The organism is Paraburkholderia hayleyella, assembly GCF_009455685.1.
GTDB lineage: Bacteria > Pseudomonadota > Gammaproteobacteria > Burkholderiales > Burkholderiaceae > Paraburkholderia > Paraburkholderia hayleyella.
Window position 1 is genome coordinate 395,842 of sequence record NZ_QPES01000001.1, and the last position, 19,099, is coordinate 414,940.

Consider the following 19,099-nt stretch of genomic DNA (forward strand, 5'->3'; position numbering starts at 1 on the left):
GGCAGTCATGCAGTCATGCAGTCATGCAGTCATGCAGTCACGCATTCATGCATCAACGTCGGCGACGACGATCCTGACACGGAGATCATCATGGGTTATCAGCAAGGTTTGAGTGGTTTGGCCGGTGCGTCAAACGATCTCGATGTGATTGGCAATAACATCGCTAACGCCAACACCACAGGTTTTAAACAAGGGGATGCGAAATTCGCCGACGTCTATGCCAATTCGGTGGCGACGACCGTGAATACCCAGATCGGTCTCGGCACACGGCTAGCGTCGGTCGACCAGCAGTTCACACAGGGCACGATCAACACGACCAACCAGGCGCTGGACGTAGCGATCAACGGCAATGGCTTTTTCCAGATGTCAGGCAGCGGCGGGTTGACGTATAGCCGCGATGGGTCGTTCAAGCTCGACAAGAGCGGCTACATCGTCAATAGCTCGGGTTTGCAACTGATGGGCTATGCAGCGAATGCGGCCGGGGTCATCAACACCGCGCAAACGGTGCCACTGAACATTCCCACGGCGAATATCGCGCCTGTCGCCACAGGCACGATTACCGGTGTCTATAACCTGAATGCGCAAGACGATCTGCCCGCTACCACCACTTTCAGCCCGACTGATCCGACGAGCTACAACTATCCGACGACGGTGCAGGTGTATGACACGCTCGGTGGCTCGCAGCAAGTCAACATGTACTTCGTGAAGACCGCGACGGGCGCATGGGATGTCTATGCGGGTGCGGCAAGCGGCACGACGGCGAAGATCGGTAGCGCCAAGTTCGATACTTCCGGCAGGCTTGTCAGCACGGCGGATAGTTCCGGGAATCCGACAAAGGACGCGTTGACGTTTGATTTTTCCGTGCCAAACAGCGATGGCTCGGTGACGCCGCAAGATCTGAAGCTGAACATCACAGGCACCACGCAATTTGGTGGCAAGAACGGAACCAATAACCAGGATCAGGACGGCTTTGCCTCGGGTCAGCTCACCGGGTTTGCCATCGGCGACGATGGCGTGGTGATGGGCAAATATTCGAATGGCCGCACGACGGCGTTAGGCCAGGTCGTGCTGGCTAACTTCAACAACCAGAACGGCCTCGTGAACCTCGGCGGCAACCAGTATGCCGAAAGCTCGGCGTCGGGGGTGCCGCAAATCTCCGCGCCGGGCAGCACCAATCATGGGGTCTTGCAGGGCGGCGCGCTGGAAAACTCGAATGTCGTCCTGACTAACCAGCTCGTCGATCTGATCACGGCGCAACGCAATTACCAGGCGAACGCGCAGACAATCAAGACGCAGCAGGCTGTCGATAACACGCTGATCAACCTGTAAGCGGCGACATCATGGACCGGATGATCTACACCGCGCTGACTGGGGCTTCCGAGGCGCTGGAGCAGCAAGCTGTAGTGGCGAACAACCTGGCGAATGTGTCGACCACCGGGTTTCGCGCGCATCTCGCGGCATTTCGTGCGGTGCCGATGGGCTTTGGCGATGGCAGCTCACCTGACGCGGCAGCGGACACGACCCGTACCTTTGTGCTGGCCTCGACGCCTGGCGCCGATTTCACCTCCGGCCCAATCGAGCAGACCGGCAACCTGCTGGATGTCGCGGTACAGGGGCGAGGCTGGCTCTCGGTGCTGGATGCCAATGGTAACGAAGCCTACACCCGGGCAGGCAACTTGCATGTCGATCAAAACGGCCAACTGGTGACCGCGGCAAACTTTCAGGTGCTGGGCGTGGGTGGACCACTGGCCGTGCCGCAAGGTGCGCAAGTGACGATCGGCAGTGATGGCACGTTGTCTGCGCTTGTGCCAGGCGACCCGCCAACGGCTATCGCCATCGTCGATCAGCTCAAGCTGGTGAATCCAGAGCCGGCACAGCTCAAACGCGGCGACGATGGGCTCTTTCGTCTTGCTGATGGCAACCCCGCTGAAGCGGACCCCGCCGTTGTGCTTGTACCGAAATCGCTTGAGGGCAGCAATGTGAATTCGGTGGCAGCCATGGTTGCGATGATTGCCAATGCCCGCCAGTTCCAGATGCACACCAAATTGCTTGAATCGGCCACTCAGAACGACCAGGCGGCTAACCGGCTGCTGAGCGTCAACTAAACCGCGGATGCCGCCAGAACCCTCTGGATGCCTGACTGAAGGACAAGGAAAACCATGAACCGCTCACTCTATATCGCCGCCACCGGGATGAATGCGCAGCAAGCGCAGATGGACGTGATCTCGAACAACCTGGCCAACGTCAGCACGAATGGCTTCAAGGCATCACGCGCGGTGTTCGAAGATTTGCTGTATCAAACCACGCGCCAGCCGGGGGCGAATTCGACCCAGCAAACCGATTTGCCTTCCGGTATTCAGGTTGGCACCGGGGTGCAGCAAGTGGCCACGGAGCGGCTGTATACCCAGGGCAACCTGCAGCAAACCGGCAATTCAAAAGATGTGGCGATCAACGGTCAGGGTTTTTTTCAGGTGTTGATGCCCGATGGAACCAATGCCTATACGCGCGATGGTTCGTTTCAGACGAACGCGCAAGGACAACTGGTCACGTCCAGCGGCTACCAGGTGCTGCCCGCGATTACGCTGCCGCAAAATTCAACGTCGCTGACGATTGGCAGCGATGGCGTGGTGTCGGTCACGCAGGCGGGATCGAGCAATAGCGTGCAGATTGGCTCGCTCCAGGTGGCGACGTTTATCAATCCGGCGGGTCTTGAAGCCCGGGGTGAAAACCTGTTCGTCGAAACCACCGCCTCGGGCCCTCCCAATGTGTCGCAGCCGGGTTTGAATGGCGCGGGTTCGCTGAATCAGGGCTATGTCGAAGCCTCGAATGTGAATGTGGTGCAGGCGCTGGTGGACATGATCCAGACTCAGCGCGCGTATGAGATCAACAGCAAGGCGGTGACGACATCAGGCCAGATGCTGCAAACGCTGACCCAGATGCAGGCTTGAGCGGTGGGCTTGGGCATGCCCCAACACAAGCAGCGTACGAGCCCGAAGGACCGCCGCTGCGAGCGCAAAAGACGCAAAAGCATCAGCACACAGGTAGGGTTTATGTCGTACTTTCATTCCACGGCAGCGCGCATCAGGCCGTATTTCGTCCAGCGGCTGGCGCTTTCCGTGCTGCTGGCGGGCCTGCTTGGCGGCTGTGGTCTCGTGCCGAAAGAGCCGATCATCCAGCAGCCGATGACCGCTGCGCCACCCATTCCGCCACAAGCCCAGACGCCTGGCTCGATTTACAACCCGGGCTACGCTGGGCGGCCGTTGTTCGAAGACCAGCGCCCGCGCAACATTGGCGACATCCTGACCATCGTCATTGCGGAAAACGTCAACGCGACCAAATCGTCGGGAGCCAATACCAATCGTCAGGGCAGCACCAATCTGGCCGTGCCGACAGCGGGTTTCCTGCCCGGTTTTTTTAGCCGGGCCAACCTCGATGCCACCGGCGCGAACAAGTTCCAGGCGAACGGTGGCGCGAATGCCTCCAATACATTTAACGGCACGATTACCGTCACCGTCACGAATGTCTTGCCGAATGGCAACCTCGTCGTGAGCGGTGAAAAGCAGATGCTGATTAATCAGGGTAATGAATTCGTGCGTTTTTCCGGAGTGGTCAATCCGAACACCATCTCCGGGGTCAACTCGGTGTATTCGACCCAGGTTGCTGACGCGAAGATCGAATATTCCGCCAAGGGTTACATCGACGAGAGCCAGAACATGGGCTGGTTGCAGCGTTTCTTTCTGAATGTGTCGCCATGGTGATCCCAAGCCCGATGCGGGCGCGTTTGCGCTCGCCGCTTTTTAAAGCCGCACTCGCGGCGGCGCTGGTGTTCGCGCCGCTAACCGGTGCACAGGCTGAGCGGCTGAAAGATCTCGTGTCGATTCAGGGCGTGCGCGATAACCCGCTGATCGGTTATGGCCTGGTCGTCGGTCTCGACGGCACGGGTGACCAGACGATGCAAACGCCCTTTACGACGCAAACGCTCGCCAACATGCTGGCGAACCTCGGCATCTCGATTAATAACGCCAGTGCCAATGGGAGCGGCGGTTCGATGTCGAACATGCAACTGAAGAACGTCGCGGCGGTGATGGTTACCGCGAAGCTGCCACCGTTCGCACGCCCTGGCGAAGCTATTGACGTCACGGCTTCGTCGCTGGGCAATGCCAAGAGCCTGCGCGGTGGCACGCTGCTGCTGACGCCGCTCAAGGGCGCCGACGGCCAGGTGTATGCGCTGGCGCAGGGCAATCTGGCCGTTGGCGGCGCGGGCGCGAGCGCCAACGGCAGCAAGGTGCAGGTGAATCAACTGGCCGCCGGACGTATTACGGGCGGCGCGATTGTCGAGCGCGCGGTGCCCACGATGGTCACGCAAGCCGGCACGATGCAGCTCGAACTCAACGAGATGGATTACGACACGACACAGCGCATTGTGGGTGCGGTGAATCGCACGTTTGGCGAGGGCACGGCGAATGCGCTCGATGGCCGCACGATCCAGCTGCGTGCCCCGGCCGATGCGGCGCAGCAGGTGGCGTTCATGGCGCAACTGCAGAACCTCGATGTGAAGCCGGCCCAAGCCTCAGCCAAGGTGATCCTGAATGCGCGCACGGGTTCGATCGTGATGAACCAGATGGTGACGCTACAAAACTGTGCGGTTGCACACGGCAATCTCTCGGTGGTGATCAATACGCAACCGGTGGTGAGCCAGCCCGGCGCATTCTCGAACGGACAAACAGTCGTGGCGCAGCAATCGCAGATTCAGATGAAGCAGGACAACGGCGCGCTGAGGTATGTAACAGCTGGTGCCAATCTGGCTGAGGTCGTGAAGGCGCTGAACGCATTGGGGGCGACGCCTGCCGACCTGATGTCGATCTTGCAGGCGATGAAAGCCGCAGGCGCTTTGCGCGCCGACCTCGAAATCATCTAACGAAGGCACGCGATGAGCAGCGATCCGAATCAAATTGCCAATGATCTAAGCCAGCGTTTTGCACTCGATGTGCAAGGTTTCGCCAAAATGCGCGCGCAAGCCGTTGCGTCACCGCAAGCGGGAATCAAGGCTGCCGCGAAGCAGTTCGATGCGGTGTTTGTGCAGATGATGCTCAAGAGCATGCGTGATGCAACGCCATCGGAGGGCCCGTTCGATTCGCGCGATAGCGCGGCCTACACCTCGATGCTGGATCAGCAGCTCGCGCAGCAGATGTCGGCCAAAGGCGTCGGCGTGGCCGATGCGATGCTCAAACAGTTGATGCGCAATGCAGGCGGTGCGATGGGCACGGCTGGAGCCGATGGGGCGATGGGCGATACCAACGCAGGCAACGTCGCGGCGATGAATGCTCTCGCCAAGGCATATGGCAATGCGGCAGCAACGAATGCATTGGGCGCATCGGGCATGGTCCAGGGCAAAGGTTATTCGGCCAATAGCGCGCTCACCCCTGCCGTTGGCGCCACGCTTGGCGGCGATACCGCACCGCATGTCACGGCTTTCGTGGACAAGCTGGCGGGTGCGGCACAAAGCGCGAGTGCCGCGACGGGCATTCCCGCACGTTTTATCGTCGGCCAGGCAGCGCTCGAATCAGGCTGGGGCAAGCGCGAAATCATGCGCACCGATGGCTCGACGAGCCACAACGTTTTCGGCATTAAAGCAGGTAAGGGCTGGAGTGGGCCGACTGTCGCTACGACGACGACCGAATATGTGAACGGCCAGCCGCGCCGCACGGTGGAGAAATTCCGTGCGTATGGCTCATATGCCGAAGCCATGACGGATTACGCCAGTTTGCTCAAGAACAATCCGCGCTACGCCCAGGTGCTGGACGCGGGCCAGGACGTACATGGTTTTGCGCATGGCATGCAGCGGGCGGGTTACGCCACGGATCCGCAGTACGCCAGAAAACTGATTTCGATCATGCAAAAGCTGGGGTGAAACCCGCACGAGTTTGGGGCGGGTTGTTCATCTCCGGGCCGCTTTTTTGACGGCGGAGCACTGAGGGGTTTGGGCTAAATTTATCTTTCAATCGGGTTGGCTCGCCCCGTGTCGAGGCATCTTGTACAGAAGCCAGAGAGATGTGTTTTAGGCCTGTTTCCGGATGTGAGAATTTTATATTTTTGGCCAGAAAATAATGCCATTAATTCATTAAGAAAAACGATATTTCCAGGTGCTCGGGTCGCCAGCGTTATTATTCATTTTGATTAAATTATCAGGGCTTGAGGATTTTGGAATGGATTGATGTCATTGCCTATGGTGGACCTGATGCCATAAAGCAGGAATGATGTCTGTAAAAAATGCGACATATATATTTCTGTGTCAGCCAGGTGTTATTTAATTACTTTTTTTAAGAACTTTTCCTGATGAATTTATTAAGTTGAATTCTTAGGTAAAGTCTCAGGGATAGTGTCGTGAAATTTCCTGGAAATGCCTGATCTCTTTCGGCTTGAGGTTAAAGAAATAAGCTAATTTTATCTTTTCATGGGTTCTTAGGAGAAGTCCTATTGGGCCGGGTGAGGTCTGCCAGAGATAGTGGGATGGATGGGTTTGAACCACTTCTCACTTTTTCTGGAGACGATAACGTGAACAGGATTTACCGGACGATCTGGAGCGCTGCAACACAGACATGGGCTGTCGCGTCGGAACTGGCCAAGGCGGGTTCAGAGGGCAGTCCTGGCAAAGACAAAAACAAAGACGCCGATCGTCACAGCCGGAAAAAACGCGTGGCGCTTGCCACGTCCATAGCGCTTGCATCCGGTATGGCTGGGGTTGCTTCCAACGATGCATGGGCGAGCGATGTAAGCGACGATTCCTCCGGCGGCTATACCGAGACCCGCAACGAAAGCGATGTGCCGGGCTATCACCCGACGGAAGCCGGCAATACGGTTCAACATGCGGCTCAACGCACGGCTCAACGCACGGCTCAACACGCAGCTCAAAACCCCGCGCCCAGCACGGTGACAGGCAATCTGAAGAGCGCCGTGACCAATTCGCCTGCCGTGGCGAACAGCACGAAAGCCCTGGCCGATGCGGCGACGGCCGGCTTCTCGCGCCCGGCGGCAAGTGCACCTGTCGCGCATATGCTGGCCGCATCGCCTCCACCGTTGTCGGATTTCATGATGTTGAGCACGAATGTTGATGGCGGGGCCACCAACATCACAACCGGCGTCACGAATTCGATGACAATCGGGCCCAGATCTACAGTGAAAGGCTCGTATTCCATGGCCGTCGGGATTGGCGCTGCGGTGAACATGGACAACGGAACCGCTCTTGGGCGAGATGCGACCGTGGTCGATAAGGATGGAACGGCAATCGGGATGATGGCGACAACGGGTCTGGGCTCAGTTGGCGCTGTAGCGATCGGCAAGCTGGCCAATGCGGTTGGCGCGAACTCGCTGGCCATCGGCACCGGGTCTACCGCGAACGGCGTCAACTCACTGGCGTTAGGGACGAAAGCTCTGACGTCAGCTGCAAACGCAATTGCGCTCGGGACGAATTCGCTGGCTGACCGGGAGAGCGTAGTTTCCGTTGGCAACGCCACCGTACAGCGGCAAATCATCAACATGGCGGCGGGCACGCAGGCCCATGATGCCGTGAACGTTGACCAGTTCAAAGGCGTGGTTTCAGCGCTCGGCGGCGGGGCCGCGCTGGATGCGAGCGGTAGCGTCAAGGCGCCTGCCTATACGGTGGCGGGTAGCACGTATAACAACATAGGCGCCGCGCTGAACGCGGCGGCAGGAGCGAGCCAGCCGGATGCCGTGGTGTACGACTCTTCCGCTCACGACAAGCTGACGCTGGGCGGTGGCGCGACGGGCGCCGTGATCACCAATCTCGGGGCGGGCAAGTTGGCGGCGGACAGCAGTGATGCGGTCAATGGGGCGCAACTCTTCAGCACCAACCAGGACGTTGGCCGTCTCAACTCGACTGTGGACAAACTCCGCAGGGGCAAGGATGGCCTGATTCAGCAAGATTCGGTGAGCCGAAACTTCTTCGTGGCGGGCGCGCTGGACGGCGAGGCGGTGGATTTTTCCGGTATCGCGGGCGTGCGTGAGCTAACCGGCGTGATGGCGGGCAAGGCGGATACGTCTGCGGCCAACGTCGGTCAGCTCAAGGGTGTGGCGGCCTCGTTGGGCGGTGGGGCAGGTTTCGATGCCAATGGCGCGTTCCACTCGCCGACTTACACCGTGCAGGGTGGCCAGCAAACCTCGGTCGACGGGGCGCTCGGTGCGCTTGATAACAGCGTGTCTTCGCTGGCAACGCAGATCAACGGTGCGGGTCTCGGGATCGTGGCGCAAAACCCGGTGAGCCGCGATATCACTGTGGGTGCGACGGCGGATGGCACGCGTATCAATTTCGCGGGCACGGCGGGAAGCCGCGTGCTGGCCGGGGTTCGCGCAGGCGGCGTCAGTGCGGCTAGCGATGAGGCGATCAACGGTGCGCAACTGTATGCCAATGCCAGCAGCATGGCTGCGATGATGGGCGGTGGCGCGGCGGTCAATCCCGATGGCACGTTCAGCAAGCCGGTATTCACGCTGGGCGGTACGACGCTCAATAACGTGGGTGACGCGCTCAGCCAGCTCGACGGACGCGTGAGCAAAAATAGCAGCGACATCACCACGTTGCAGACAACCGTCAACACGGGCGGGGGGCGCGCCCTCAATGCCGTGCAATACGATTCAGCGGCGCATGACAAGGTCACATTCGGCAATGCGGGCGGCTCGAAGGTCAAGCTGACACATCTGGATGACGGCGAACTGTCGGCTAACAGCACCGATGCGGTGACCGGCGGACAACTCTTCAGGACGAACCAACGCGTGGATACCTTGACGGGTGTGGTGCAGAACACGATGACCACGGGTTCCGCATCTATTGCGGAAGGGCCCGTGGATGCCGCCATCGGCAAGAGGCCCGCTGTGGCGACAGAAGCCGGATCGGTCGCGCTGGGCAATGGTTCGGTGGCGGATCAGGCCAATACGGTGTCCGTGGGCGCGGCGGGTAACGAACGCCGCATCGTGCACGTTGGCGATGCCCAGCAACCTACGGATGCTGTCAATCTGCGGCAGTACCAGCAAGGGCTCGCGGGCGTCGCGCGCCACGCTTACGCGGGCGTGGCAGCGGCCACCGCGCTGACGATGATTCCCGATGTCGATCTGGGACGCACCATCGCGGTTGGCGTGAGCACCGCGAATTACCGCGGTTACCAGGCCGGAGCGCTGGGGATCTCGGCGCGCGTCAACCCCAATATCAAGGTGAAAGTGGGCGCGGGCCTCAGTGCGTCGGGCTCGTCGGTTGGCGGCGGTGCATCGTATCAATGGTGAGTCTGTTGCCGTTCCCCGCGTGGGTGAATGGTGAGCAGTGAACGGCTGAACTGAAGCTGCAATCCATCACTGCAGAGCCGAAGACAGCGTCCATGCCGAAGCAGGCATGGACGCTGTTTTTTTGCGCGGGTTTTTTCGCTTCAGATGGACAAAACGGTCTATCAACCCCTTAACTTTCTGGGCAGCCTGCCGATATCACGTCTGTTCCCGCAACATGGCGGCCGATTTGAGCGGCGGCCCATCAGGATGAAGCATGCCAGGCGACCTGTTCAATATTGCCCTTAGTGGTCTTAACGCAGCCCAGTGGGGCCTGACGACGACCGGCCAGAACATCAGCAATGCGGCAACGCCGGGTTACTCGGTGGAGCGTCCGATCTTTCAGGAAACGGCAGGCTTGTATAGCGGTTCGGGTTATATGCCGCAGGGCGTTTCGGTCACGACGGTGCAGCGCCAGTACAGCCAGTATTTGACCGATCAGTTGAACCTCGCGCAAACGAATAGTGGGGCATCGTCGACCTACTACGCGCTGATCGCTCAACTGAATAATCTGGTCGGCAGTCCGACCGCAGGGATCTCGAGCGCGATCACGGGTTATTTCACGGGCCTGCAAGGCGTGGCCAACGATGCGGGCAGCCAGGCCGCGCGTCAGACGGCGATTAGCAACGCACAAACACTCGCCAACCAGATCAATGCGGCGGGTCAGCAATACGGCCAGTTACGCCAGACCGTCAACACGCAGTTGAGTGACACGATCACGCAGATCAACAGCTACAGCGCGCAAATCGCCAAACTCAACGAACAGATCGCAGCTGGCAGCACCGGTGGCCAGCCGCCGAACCAGCTGCTTGACCAGCGCGATCTGGCGGTGTCGAAGCTGAGCCAGCTCACGGGTGTGCAAGTCGTGCAAAGCGGCACGAGCTACAACATTTTCATGAGCAACGGGCAAACGCTCGTTGCCAACGAAAAAAGCTTCAACCTGGGGGTGGCGACCTCGGAGTCTGATCCGACCGAGTTGTCCGTCACCTATCTTGGCCTCGCAGGCGCCAACCCCGCTCCCGCACCGCAGACGCTGCCCGACAAGCTTGTCACGGGGGGCACGCTTGGCGGGCTGTTGGCGTTTCGCCGTGAAACGCTCGATCCCGCGCAGGCGCAACTGGGTGCCATCGCCGTGAGTTTTGCGGCCCAGGTCAATGCGCAAAACGCATTGGGCATCGATTTGTCGGGCAATCCGGGTGGAGCGTTGTTCACGGTGGGCGAGCCGCTGGTGTATGCCAGCCAGAAAAACACCGGCGGGGCAACGCTGGCCGCGAGCCTGAGCAACCCTTCCCAGCCGCCGACGAGCGATTACACGTTGTCTTACGACGGCGCGTTATACACGCTCACGGACAAGGCCAGCGGCAAGGTGATCGGTACCGCGAGCGATTTGACCAACCCCATCGGCGGGATGCAGTTCAACGTGAGCGGCACGATGGCCGCAGGAGATTCGTTCACCATTGCCCCGACACGCGGCGCACTCAATGGTTTTGGGTTGGCCACCACGAACGGCTCGGCCATTGCCGCGGCTTCGCCGGTACTCGCCAGCGCGGGCGCAACCAATAGCGGCAGCGGCACGATCACGGCGGGCAGTGTGACGGCGGGTTATGCGCTCCCCTCGGCGCCGGTCAAGCTGACCTACGATTCGGCGACCGGGCAGATGACCGGTTTTCCGCCGAATTCGGTGGTGACGATTGCGGGCACCCCGCCTACGACCATCACGATCGACGCCACCGGCAGCACCCCTGTGCCCTATAACCCAGCCACGGGCGCGGCACTGACGATCAATAGCGCGACGACTCCTGCACCCGCAGGCTCGATGAATGGCGTGAGCTTCACGTTGAGCGGGCGCCCGGCGAATGGCGATACGTTCTCGATTGGCGCGAACACGGGCGGCGGCAACGACGGTCGTAATGCCCAGGCCATGTCGAACCTGGTCAATGCCACTGTGCTCAACGGTGGCACCTCGACCTTGACGGGCGCCTATGCCAATTACGTCAATGGGATCGGCAACCAGACCAACCTGATTCAAGGCACCAGCAAGGCCCAGGCTTCGCTCGTGACGCAAATCACCAGCGCCCAGCAATCGGTATCGGGCGTGAACGTGAATGAGGAAGCGGGGAACCTGTTGAAATACCAGCAGCTTTACCAGGCCAACAGCAAGGTGATTCAGACCACCTCCACGTTGTTTCAGACGTTGCTCGGCATCTTTCAGTGAGGCGTTGAATCATGCGTATGTCGACCAGTGAATTTTTCTCGCTCAACGTGAACTCGATGAGCGAGCAGCAAAGCGTTTTAGGGCAGCTGTATCAGCAGATTGCGACGGGGGTGAGCCTGAGTACGCCCTCGGATAACCCGCTTGGGGCAGCGCAGGCGGTACAGCTCAGCATGCAGGGGGCGGCGCTGGCGCAGTATTCGCGCAACCAGGACACGGTTCTCGCCTCGCTGCAAAGCGAAGACACCACGCTCGGCGAAGTCAGCAGCGTGCTGCAAAACATCAACACGCTACTGGTGCGGGCGGGAGATGGTTCGCTCAACGATGGCAACCGCAGTGCGATCGCAACCGAGCTGCAGGGGCTGCGCAACCAGTTGATGACGCTGGCCAATGCCACGGACCCTCAAGGCAACTTCCTGTTCGCGGGGTTCAAAACCACGGCCCAGCCGTTTTCCGTCGATGCCAGCGGCGCGGTGATTTATACCGGCGACACGGGCTCGCGCGATATTCAGGTATCTGACACCCGCCAGATCGCGTCGAGCGATAACGGTGTCACAGTGTTTAGCGGCGTCGCGGCGGTGGGCACCACGTCGATTCCGGCGGGCAATCCCGCCAATACCGGCAATGGTGCGATTGGCGGCGTGAGCACTAACAACGCGGGAGATCCCGCCAATGCGCATGCCTATCTGATTACGTTCGCGGGCACCGCACCCGCTATCACTTACACGGTGACCGATCAAAGCACGGGTGTTGTTAGCGCAGCGCAGCCTTATACCTCGAGCGCCGGCATCACGCTGGGCGGCCAGAGCGTGACGATCAGTGGCACACCTGCCGCGGGCGACAGCTTTACCGTGACGCCTGCCACCCAGGCCGGTACGGATGTCTTCGCCAATATCGATGACATCGTGTCCGCGCTGCAAACCCCGACGGGCAGTGCGGCAGCCGTGGCGAACCTGACCAATGCGTTAAGCAGCGCGATGGGCAAGCTGAAGAACACGATGAATAACGTGGTGACCGTCCAGGCCTCGGTGGGGGGCCGAGAGCAGGAAGTGCAGGCGCTTCAGACGGTGACGCAAGCCAGCGTCTTGCAGACTAAAAGCAGCCTCGCAGATCTCACGACCACCAACCTGACGGCGACGATCAGCCAATACTCGCTGGCGCAATACGCGTTGCAGGCCGCGCAGCAAGGCTTTATGAAAATTCAGGGCATGTCGCTGTTCAATTACATGGGAAATTAATTCGCGCAGGGTGCCCTGGCCTTTTCTGATCTTTCCTGATCTTTCCAGGGCATTCGCCTGTTTAAACCTGGTTGGACGGCGTGTGCGTCACGCCTGCGACAGAAAAGCGCTCACGCGCTCATTTCAAATACTGTCCAGCGTGCGGATTTTTCAGCTGAAGCTAGCCGCGATGCGTCCCATATGCTCAATGCCGCTTTCAAACATGCGGGCGAAAAACGGAATCATATTGGGCGTCATCAGCTGGATGAGCAGGAGCCCAACGAGCATCGTCAAAGGAAAGCCAATCTGAAAGATGCCGATTTGCGGCGCGGCACGATTGAGAATGCCGAGCGCCAGGTTGGCGATGAGCAATGCGGTGACCACCGGTAATGCCAGCAACAAGCCCGTTGAAAAAATCGTCCCACCTGCGGCGGCTAGCGTGCGCCAACCCGCCGTGCCCAACAGGTTGGCGGATACCGGCACCGATTGAAACGAAGCAATGAGCGCACTAATGAGCTGCAAATGTCCATCGAGCGTTAAAAACGTGAGCAGCCCAATGGTGTGCAAATAGCGCGAGAGCACCGCGCTTGAGCCATTCGCCTGGGTATCGAAAAACGTGGCGAAGCCCAGACCCATGCCCAACCCGATGATTTCGCCAGCCGCTTCGATGGCCGCGAATACGATGTGCATGGCAAAACCGAGTGCTGCGCCCAGCAAGACCTGGTTGACGAGAATCCAGACCCCCGCCGTGGAGAAAACCGTTACGTCGGGCATGGGCCCCAGCGTGGGCGCGACGATCAACGTGGCGAATGCCGCAAGCCCGAGCTTGACGCGTGCGGGGATGGAACGGTGTCCAAGCAGCGGTGCGGTGGCGACGAGTGCCAGCAAGCGCACGAAAGGCCAGAGAAACGCGCTGAGCCAGGCATTGAGCTGGGCATAGGTGACCGAAAACATCGCTTTAATGCGCGAACCCGGGCACGCTCGTGAACATATGGCGCATGTAGTCGAGCATGGTCGAGAGCATCCACGGCCCGGCCAGCACCATGGTGACGGCGAGCGCCAGTAGCTTCGGGATAAACGAGAGCGTGGTTTCGTTGATTTGCGTTGCGGCCTGAAAGAGGCTCACCACGAGCCCGACCACCAGCGCGACCAGCAAAAGCGGCGCGGCTAGCAACAAGGCGACATACATCGCCTCGTGGGCCAGGGTCATGACGGATTCGGGTGTCATCGTGCGGATGTGCCGTCAGACAAAGCTTTGCGCCAGCGAGCCGATGAGCAATTGCCAGCCATCTACCAGCACGAACAGCATGAGCTTGAACGGCAAGGCGATGGTGGAGGGCGACACCATCATCATCCCCATCGACATCAGGACGCTGGCCACCACCATGTCGATAATCAGAAACGGAATGAAGATCGTAAAACCGATCTGGAAGCCGGTTTTCAGCTCGCTCGTGATAAACGCCGGAACCAGCAGCGAGAGCGGTACGTCTTCGGGGCCTTGCATCGGCTCGGCATGCGCGATGCCCGCGAACAGCGCCAGATCGGTCTCGCGGGTTTGCCGCAGCATGAAGCTCTTGAAGGGCGCGATGCCACGCGCGAACGCCTGCTCCATCGGCAAGGCGCCTTCGGAAAACGGTTTGTAGCCTTCGGTGTAGGCCTTGTTGAGCACCGGCGACATGACGAAGAACGTCAAAAACATCGTGAGTCCGACGAGTACCTGGTTGGGCGGTGTGGTGGCCGTGCCCAGCGCCTGACGCAGCAGTGAGAGCACGATGATGATGCGCGTGAAGCTGGTCATCATGAGCACCATCGCGGGCAGAAACGACAGCATCGTGAGCAGCAGCATCGTCTGCACGCTCAGCGAATAGGTGGTGCTGCCATTCGGGCCCGGGCTGGCATTGAAGGCCGGCAAACCACCGGCCTGCGCATGGGCCAGCGCGGGCAGGGTCAGGCCAAGGACCAGCACCAGGACTAGCACCAGGCCCGCAAGGCTAAGCACTGGCAGCAGGCGCGACAGCGCAAGAAAACGGCGGGCCCGCTGCATTTACTGGTCTCCGCCGGAACGCGAATGAAAGCGCTTGCCGATCTCGCCTTTGAGCGCATCACGAAAGCGTTGCCCATAGGCGCGGCTGAGAGGATCGTTGGCGCCGCTTGCCGGCAGCGGCTCGGCTACCGGCTGATCGGCGGGCATGGTGTGCAGCAGGCGCACGTTGCCGGGGGCAACACCCAGCACGAGCCACGTCTCGCCGATCTCGAGCACGACCGCGCGCTCCTTGCCGCCGAGTGTGGTTTGCGCAATCGTTTTCAGCACCCGGCCGCGCGGCACCGGTTTGTAACCCAGCCGCCGCGCCAGCCATGCGGCGCCGAACAGCACGCCGATCATGATGATGAGCGCGGTGATGGTCTGCAGGATCGAGCCCAGCCCCACGCCGGGCACCGCCGCGCCCGCACCCACGGCGGAAGCGACTTGCGCCGGATGGTTGATCGCCTCCATGTCGGCGGCGCGTGCATGGGCGGGCGCGAGCGTGATTAACGCTGCGCTGGCGAAGGGCAACGTCAGGAACCAGCCTTGCACGACGTGATGCGCAAGGTGGAGGGGACGGCGCAGACAGGTCGGGAGCAGTGTCATCGGTTGAGTTTTCGGATGCGTTCGGAAGGTGTGATGATATCGGTCAAGCGAATGCCGAATTTGTCATTGACGACCACCACTTCGCCCTGCGCGATCAGACAGCCGTTGACCAGCACATCCATGGGCTCACCCGCGAGCCCATCGAGCTCAACCACCGAGCCTTGCGCAAGTTGCAACAGGTTGCGGATGGCGATCTTTGTGCGCCCGAGTTCGACTGTCATCTGGACCGGGATGTCCAGGATCATGTCGATATCGTTGCGCGTGGACGCACTCGCTACTTTCGATAGCGGCTGAAACACGCCTGCGGCGGACGGGTTGACCTCGACGCCATTGTTTTGCTCGGCGAGCGCGCTGGCCCAGTCGTCGGTGGCGGCGCCTGGGGCGCTCGCGGTTTCAGCGGCCGTCGTGCCCGACAGGGTGGCCGCTGCCATGCCGGTTTCGGTTTCGGCCTGAAATTCGGGTGGTGGGAAGGCGATGCCTGGTTCAGTATTGATCTCACTCATATCCACCTTCCTTCATTGTGTCGGCTGCGCTAATCATCTTTTGGACCCGCAACGCGTATTGGCCATTGAAAATGCCGTAACCGCATTCCATGACGGGCACGCCATCGACTTTCGCCACGATGTGTTCGGCAATGTTGACGGGCAGCACATCGCCCACTTGCATGTTCAGAATCTGGTCGAACGTCACGGGGATTTGCGCCAGATCGGCGGTGAGCTCGACTTCGGCGGTCTGCACCTGCTGCGACAGCACCCGCACCCAGCGCCGGTCGACATCGGCGGATTCGCCCTGAAGCGGCGACGCCAGCACATCGCGGATCGGTTCGATCATCGAATACGGCATGCAGATATGCAACGTGCCACCGGTTGAACCGAACTCGATCGAAAACTGCGTGACGATCACGATCTCATTGGGCGTGGCGACGTTGGCGAACTGCGTATGCATCTCCGAGCGCATGAATTCGAACTGTAGCGGCCGCACGCTTTTCCAGGCTGCGGTGTAATGCTCGAACACGAGATTCAGCAGCTTGCTGATGATGCGCTGCTCGGTCAGCGTGAAGTCCCGTCCTTCGACGCGGGTATGAAACCGTCCATCGCCGCCGAACAGGTTATCGACCACGAAAAACACGAGATCCGGATCGAACACGAAGAGCGATGTGCCGCGCAATGGCTTGACGTGAACCAGGTTCAGATTGGTTGGAATCGGCAGGTTGCGGGTGAACTCACTGTACTTTTGCACCTTCACCACACCTACGGAAATCTCCGCGGTGCGGCGCATGAAGTTGAAGATGCCCAGGCGAAAGAGCCGGGCGAAGCGATCGTTGATGATCTCAAGGCCCGGCATCCGCCCACGCACGATACGCTCTTGTGTCGCCAGGTTATACGGGCGCACGCCGGGCTTTTCAGCAGCCTCGGTGTGATGCGTCTCGCTGTCGCCGATCACCCCTTTGAGCAGGGCATCGACCTCTTCCTGGGACATGAATTCTTCGTGGCCCACTCCGGCTCCTTGCATCCCTTGCGGGGTTGATGGTTCGTGCTGCGGCGCTGCCGTTACTGGGTGTGCGTGTTATTGCACGACGAATTCGGTGAATAGCACTTCGTCGACGTTGGCGGGTTTGCCGCTGGCTTCGGTGGGCTGTGCGATTAACGCGGCCAGCTCCTTGGCGAGCGCGCGTTTGCCATCCAGCGGCGCGAGCCCATCGGGATGCTGGTTCGACAATGCAAGCAGGATGCGGCTGCGGATTTCAGGCATCCGCTCGGCGAGCTGGGTTTGGGTATGTGCATCGCGTAGCTTGAGCGTCAGGCCAATGCGCAGATAGTGCGGTTGACCATCGTCGGATTGCAGGTTGACCGTCATCGGCTCAAGCGGGAAGAACACCGGCACGGGAGGCGGTGCCTTGGCGGCGGTTTCGGGGGCCGCTTGTTGCAGGTTCATGAAGTACCACGCGCCGCCGCCTGCTGCGCCGAGCAGCACGACGATCAGCAGCAGCACGAGAAAGAGCCGGGCGCGACGCCTGGGTGGCGCGGGAGCGGCGGACTGGTCTGCTGAGGTGGTGGCCATGGAGACGTGCTTGTCGGAATGCGGATAGGGTGAATTATTGGCGCAACAGCACCTGCGCGATGGGTGGAAAAGAAGGCAGATTTGCGGCTATCTCGCTGCTTGAGCGGCTCGTCTGGCACGTATTGCGCGAATGTTCGCCCATTATTGGACAAGGCACGGGCAAGGCACGGGCAAGGCGCACTGACACCGGGCAGCCGCGGAAAAACCTGCCCGCAGGTTCAGGCAAAGGTATCGACGAGTCCCGCAGTGCGGCGCGTCACTGTCGTGACAGCGCTGTTAATGGGCTCGCCAAACGCCTCCGATCCGGTGTCGCGGGCGTGACGACCGCCGCCTTGTCCGCTCTGGCCTTCATGGGCTTGCTGGCCGTTTTGTCGGGCGAAGCCATCGCTGACGCTGGCGCTACCCAGCCCTAAGCCACCGGCTTCCATGGCTTCGCGCAGGCGCGGCAAGGCGGCTTCAATGGCTTCGCGCACTTGCGGATGCTGCGAAACGAAGAGCGCGTGCGCGTGATTGCCGCTGACCTGAAGCGTCACTTGCAATGGGCCCAGATCACGCGGGTTCAAGGTCAGCTCGGCGCTTTGCTGACGTGTATTCGAGAGGAACACGACTTTCTGGCTGAGGGCCTCGTCCCAGCCTTGGGCGCCGACTCGAGGCGCGATCGTCGTGTTGCTGGCGCTTGCGGCGGCAGGAGATGCGGCAGCAGCCGTGGAGGCATGGGTTGCGCCTGATGGCGTGGCCACCAGGGTTTCGATGGCATTCGCATCCGTGGCCGCGGAGGGTTGCAGCAGGCTGGCTTCATCGTGATGCGGGGTGGGTGCCGCCGCTGGGGTGAGCGTGTCCGTGCTTGCGAGGGCCGCCGTGCTGTTGTGCCGTGCGTCGGTGGCGGAACGTGCGCCTGACAGCGCTTTGCTAGCGCCTGGCGTGATTCCGCCGGGCACCAGGCTCTGGCTGAGGTTCGAGGTGGCATCGGTGGCGCTGCCGTTCGTCATGGCGCCCGCTGCGTTTGCAACAGACGGTGGGACCAGCGTAGCGACTGGAACGGGAGGCTGGCTCGCGGCGAGCGCGGCCAGTGCGGCTTGCCACGGGTCCGCGGAAACCGCAGCCGATGATGCCGTGCCGTTCTTGCTTGCCGCATCGGCGTCTTTCACCGTGCCATCGCCAGTGACGGCTGCTGCGGCCTCGGCCAGGGCGCGGGCAATGTCGTCGGCGCTGAGCGCGAGCGCTTCGGCGTTTGCCCGGGCCTGGGCCTGGGCTTTTGCCGCAGCGGTTGCTTCGGTGTTTTCACTGGCGTTCGCAGCCGCGCCGGAACCGTTCGCTGCGTTTGCCTTGTCTGCTTTGCCCGAGTTGTCCGAACCCTGCGTCACGGGTTTATCGGACGCCGACTCTGCGCCGGATTGTGCGGTCGCGTTCGCCTCGGCAGCGGCTTTTTTCGCCGCGGCGTTGCCTTTGTCGCTAGCCGTTCGGCTGGCGCCGGATGACGTGTTGTCGACGGGCGTGATGGCATGCACGCCACCCGATTGCGCATCGATGTTTTGCTGCAGCGTCTGGGCGAACGAGGTCGCGCTGCTATCGGCTGATTTTCCCGATGAGCCCGACGATTTCGTCGAATCCATGAGCCCATGTAAAAGTGAAAGAGGTGACATCACGAGTCCT

General features: G+C 60.7%; 16 protein-coding genes and 1 pseudogene. 9 read left to right on the forward strand and 8 right to left on the reverse strand.

What is annotated here, in order from left to right; genetic code table 11:
• Positions 1-90 precede the first annotated feature (90 nt).
• From flgE to flgL, 9 genes and pseudogenes are all read left to right on the forward strand, one after another.
• The gene (flgE, locus tag GH657_RS01790; RefSeq protein ID WP_153101590.1) at positions 91-1,329 is read left to right on the forward strand and encodes a flagellar hook protein FlgE; all 1,239 of its coding nucleotides are present in this window, start codon (positions 91-93) and stop codon (positions 1,327-1,329) included.
• 11 nt (positions 1,330-1,340) lie between these two features.
• Complete coding sequence (locus GH657_RS01795; protein WP_153099114.1) at positions 1,341-2,105, forward strand: flagellar basal body rod protein FlgF; 765 nt, start codon at positions 1,341-1,343, stop codon at positions 2,103-2,105.
• A 54-nt stretch (positions 2,106-2,159) separates the two neighbouring features.
• The gene (gene flgG, locus GH657_RS01800; protein WP_153099115.1) at positions 2,160-2,948 is read left to right on the forward strand and encodes a flagellar basal-body rod protein FlgG; all 789 of its coding nucleotides are present in this window, start codon (positions 2,160-2,162) and stop codon (positions 2,946-2,948) included.
• A 102-nt stretch (positions 2,949-3,050) separates the two neighbouring features.
• Positions 3,051-3,758, forward strand: coding sequence for a flagellar basal body L-ring protein FlgH (gene flgH / locus GH657_RS01805; RefSeq protein ID WP_153099116.1), 708 nt, complete (start codon positions 3,051-3,053; stop codon positions 3,756-3,758).
• Between the two features lie 44 nt (positions 3,759-3,802).
• Positions 3,803-4,918, forward strand: a pseudogene (locus tag GH657_RS01810) (flagellar basal body P-ring protein FlgI); the annotation flags it as partial.
• A gap of 12 nt (positions 4,919-4,930) precedes the next feature.
• Positions 4,931-5,911: a flagellar assembly peptidoglycan hydrolase FlgJ gene (flgJ, locus tag GH657_RS01815; protein ID WP_153099118.1), complete on the forward strand. Its 981-nt coding sequence runs from the start codon at positions 4,931-4,933 to the stop codon at positions 5,909-5,911.
• A 644-nt stretch (positions 5,912-6,555) separates the two neighbouring features.
• Entirely contained in the window at positions 6,556-9,291 is a 2,736-nt protein-coding gene (locus tag GH657_RS01820; RefSeq protein ID WP_174769846.1) for a YadA-like family protein, read from the forward strand.
• A 253-nt stretch (positions 9,292-9,544) separates the two neighbouring features.
• Positions 9,545-11,542 (forward strand): flagellar hook-associated protein FlgK, encoded by a 1,998-nt coding sequence (gene flgK, locus GH657_RS01825; RefSeq protein ID WP_153099120.1) that lies wholly within the window; start codon positions 9,545-9,547, stop codon positions 11,540-11,542.
• 11 nt (positions 11,543-11,553) lie between these two features.
• Positions 11,554-12,777, forward strand: a complete 1,224-nt coding sequence (gene flgL / locus GH657_RS01830; RefSeq protein ID WP_153099121.1) for a flagellar hook-associated protein FlgL — start codon at positions 11,554-11,556, stop codon at positions 12,775-12,777.
• 150 nt (positions 12,778-12,927) lie between these two features.
• Here the strand turns inward: flgL and fliR are convergent, their stop codons facing one another.
• The 8 genes from fliR to GH657_RS01870 form a co-directional block, all read right to left on the reverse strand.
• Positions 12,928-13,710 carry a flagellar biosynthetic protein FliR gene (gene fliR, locus GH657_RS01835; RefSeq protein ID WP_153099122.1) on the reverse strand — a complete coding sequence of 261 codons (783 nt, stop codon included), beginning with the start codon at positions 13,708-13,710 and terminating at the stop codon, positions 12,928-12,930.
• Positions 13,711-13,714: 4 nt separating this feature from the next.
• Positions 13,715-13,984 carry a flagellar biosynthesis protein FliQ gene (gene fliQ, locus GH657_RS01840; RefSeq protein WP_153099123.1) on the reverse strand — a complete coding sequence of 90 codons (270 nt, stop codon included), beginning with the start codon at positions 13,982-13,984 and terminating at the stop codon, positions 13,715-13,717.
• Between the two features lie 15 nt (positions 13,985-13,999).
• Complete coding sequence (fliP, locus tag GH657_RS01845; protein ID WP_153099124.1) at positions 14,000-14,800, reverse strand: flagellar type III secretion system pore protein FliP; 801 nt, start codon at positions 14,798-14,800, stop codon at positions 14,000-14,002.
• Positions 14,801-15,385, reverse strand: coding sequence for a flagellar biosynthetic protein FliO (fliO, locus tag GH657_RS01850; protein WP_153099125.1), 585 nt, complete (start codon positions 15,383-15,385; stop codon positions 14,801-14,803).
• Positions 15,382-15,888 carry a flagellar motor switch protein FliN gene (gene fliN / locus GH657_RS01855; RefSeq protein ID WP_425495723.1) on the reverse strand — a complete coding sequence of 169 codons (507 nt, stop codon included), beginning with the start codon at positions 15,886-15,888 and terminating at the stop codon, positions 15,382-15,384. The genes fliO and fliN overlap by 4 nt, the downstream gene beginning before the upstream one ends.
• The gene (fliM, locus tag GH657_RS01860) at positions 15,881-16,882 is read right to left on the reverse strand and encodes a flagellar motor switch protein FliM (protein WP_153099126.1); all 1,002 of its coding nucleotides are present in this window, start codon (positions 16,880-16,882) and stop codon (positions 15,881-15,883) included. The genes fliN and fliM overlap by 8 nt, the downstream gene beginning before the upstream one ends.
• 69 nt (positions 16,883-16,951) lie before the next feature.
• Positions 16,952-17,446: a flagellar basal body-associated protein FliL gene (fliL, locus tag GH657_RS01865; protein ID WP_153099127.1), complete on the reverse strand. Its 495-nt coding sequence runs from the start codon at positions 17,444-17,446 to the stop codon at positions 16,952-16,954.
• A 218-nt stretch (positions 17,447-17,664) separates the two neighbouring features.
• Positions 17,665-19,089, reverse strand: a complete 1,425-nt coding sequence (locus tag GH657_RS01870; protein ID WP_174769847.1) for a flagellar hook-length control protein FliK — start codon at positions 19,087-19,089, stop codon at positions 17,665-17,667.
• Positions 19,090-19,099: the final 10 nt, after the last annotated feature.

Excerpts from the sequence above, each read along its gene's own strand:
- flgH (WP_153099116.1), top strand. The coding sequence starts at position 3,051 with ATGTCGTACTTTCATTCCACGGCAGCGCGCATCAGGCCGTATTTCGTC.
- fliL (WP_153099127.1), bottom strand. The coding sequence starts at position 17,446 with ATGGCCACCACCTCAGCAGACCAGTCCGCCGCTCCCGCGCCACCCAGG.
- fliQ (WP_153099123.1), bottom strand. The coding sequence starts at position 13,984 with ATGACACCCGAATCCGTCATGACCCTGGCCCACGAGGCGATGTATGTC.
- fliP (WP_153099124.1), bottom strand. The coding sequence starts at position 14,800 with ATGCAGCGGGCCCGCCGTTTTCTTGCGCTGTCGCGCCTGCTGCCAGTG.
- flgL (WP_153099121.1), top strand. The coding sequence starts at position 11,554 with ATGCGTATGTCGACCAGTGAATTTTTCTCGCTCAACGTGAACTCGATG.
- flgK (WP_153099120.1), top strand. The coding sequence starts at position 9,545 with ATGCCAGGCGACCTGTTCAATATTGCCCTTAGTGGTCTTAACGCAGCC.
- flgE (WP_153101590.1), top strand. The coding sequence starts at position 91 with ATGGGTTATCAGCAAGGTTTGAGTGGTTTGGCCGGTGCGTCAAACGAT.
- flgG (WP_153099115.1), top strand. The coding sequence starts at position 2,160 with ATGAACCGCTCACTCTATATCGCCGCCACCGGGATGAATGCGCAGCAA.
- GH657_RS01870 (WP_174769847.1), bottom strand. The coding sequence starts at position 19,089 with ATGTCACCTCTTTCACTTTTACATGGGCTCATGGATTCGACGAAATCG.
- fliN (WP_425495723.1), bottom strand. The coding sequence starts at position 15,888 with ATGAGTGAGATCAATACTGAACCAGGCATCGCCTTCCCACCACCCGAA.
- GH657_RS01795 (WP_153099114.1), top strand. The coding sequence starts at position 1,341 with ATGGACCGGATGATCTACACCGCGCTGACTGGGGCTTCCGAGGCGCTG.
- flgJ (WP_153099118.1), top strand. The coding sequence starts at position 4,931 with ATGAGCAGCGATCCGAATCAAATTGCCAATGATCTAAGCCAGCGTTTT.
- fliR (WP_153099122.1), bottom strand. The coding sequence starts at position 13,710 with ATGTTTTCGGTCACCTATGCCCAGCTCAATGCCTGGCTCAGCGCGTTT.
- fliO (WP_153099125.1), bottom strand. The coding sequence starts at position 15,385 with ATGACACTGCTCCCGACCTGTCTGCGCCGTCCCCTCCACCTTGCGCAT.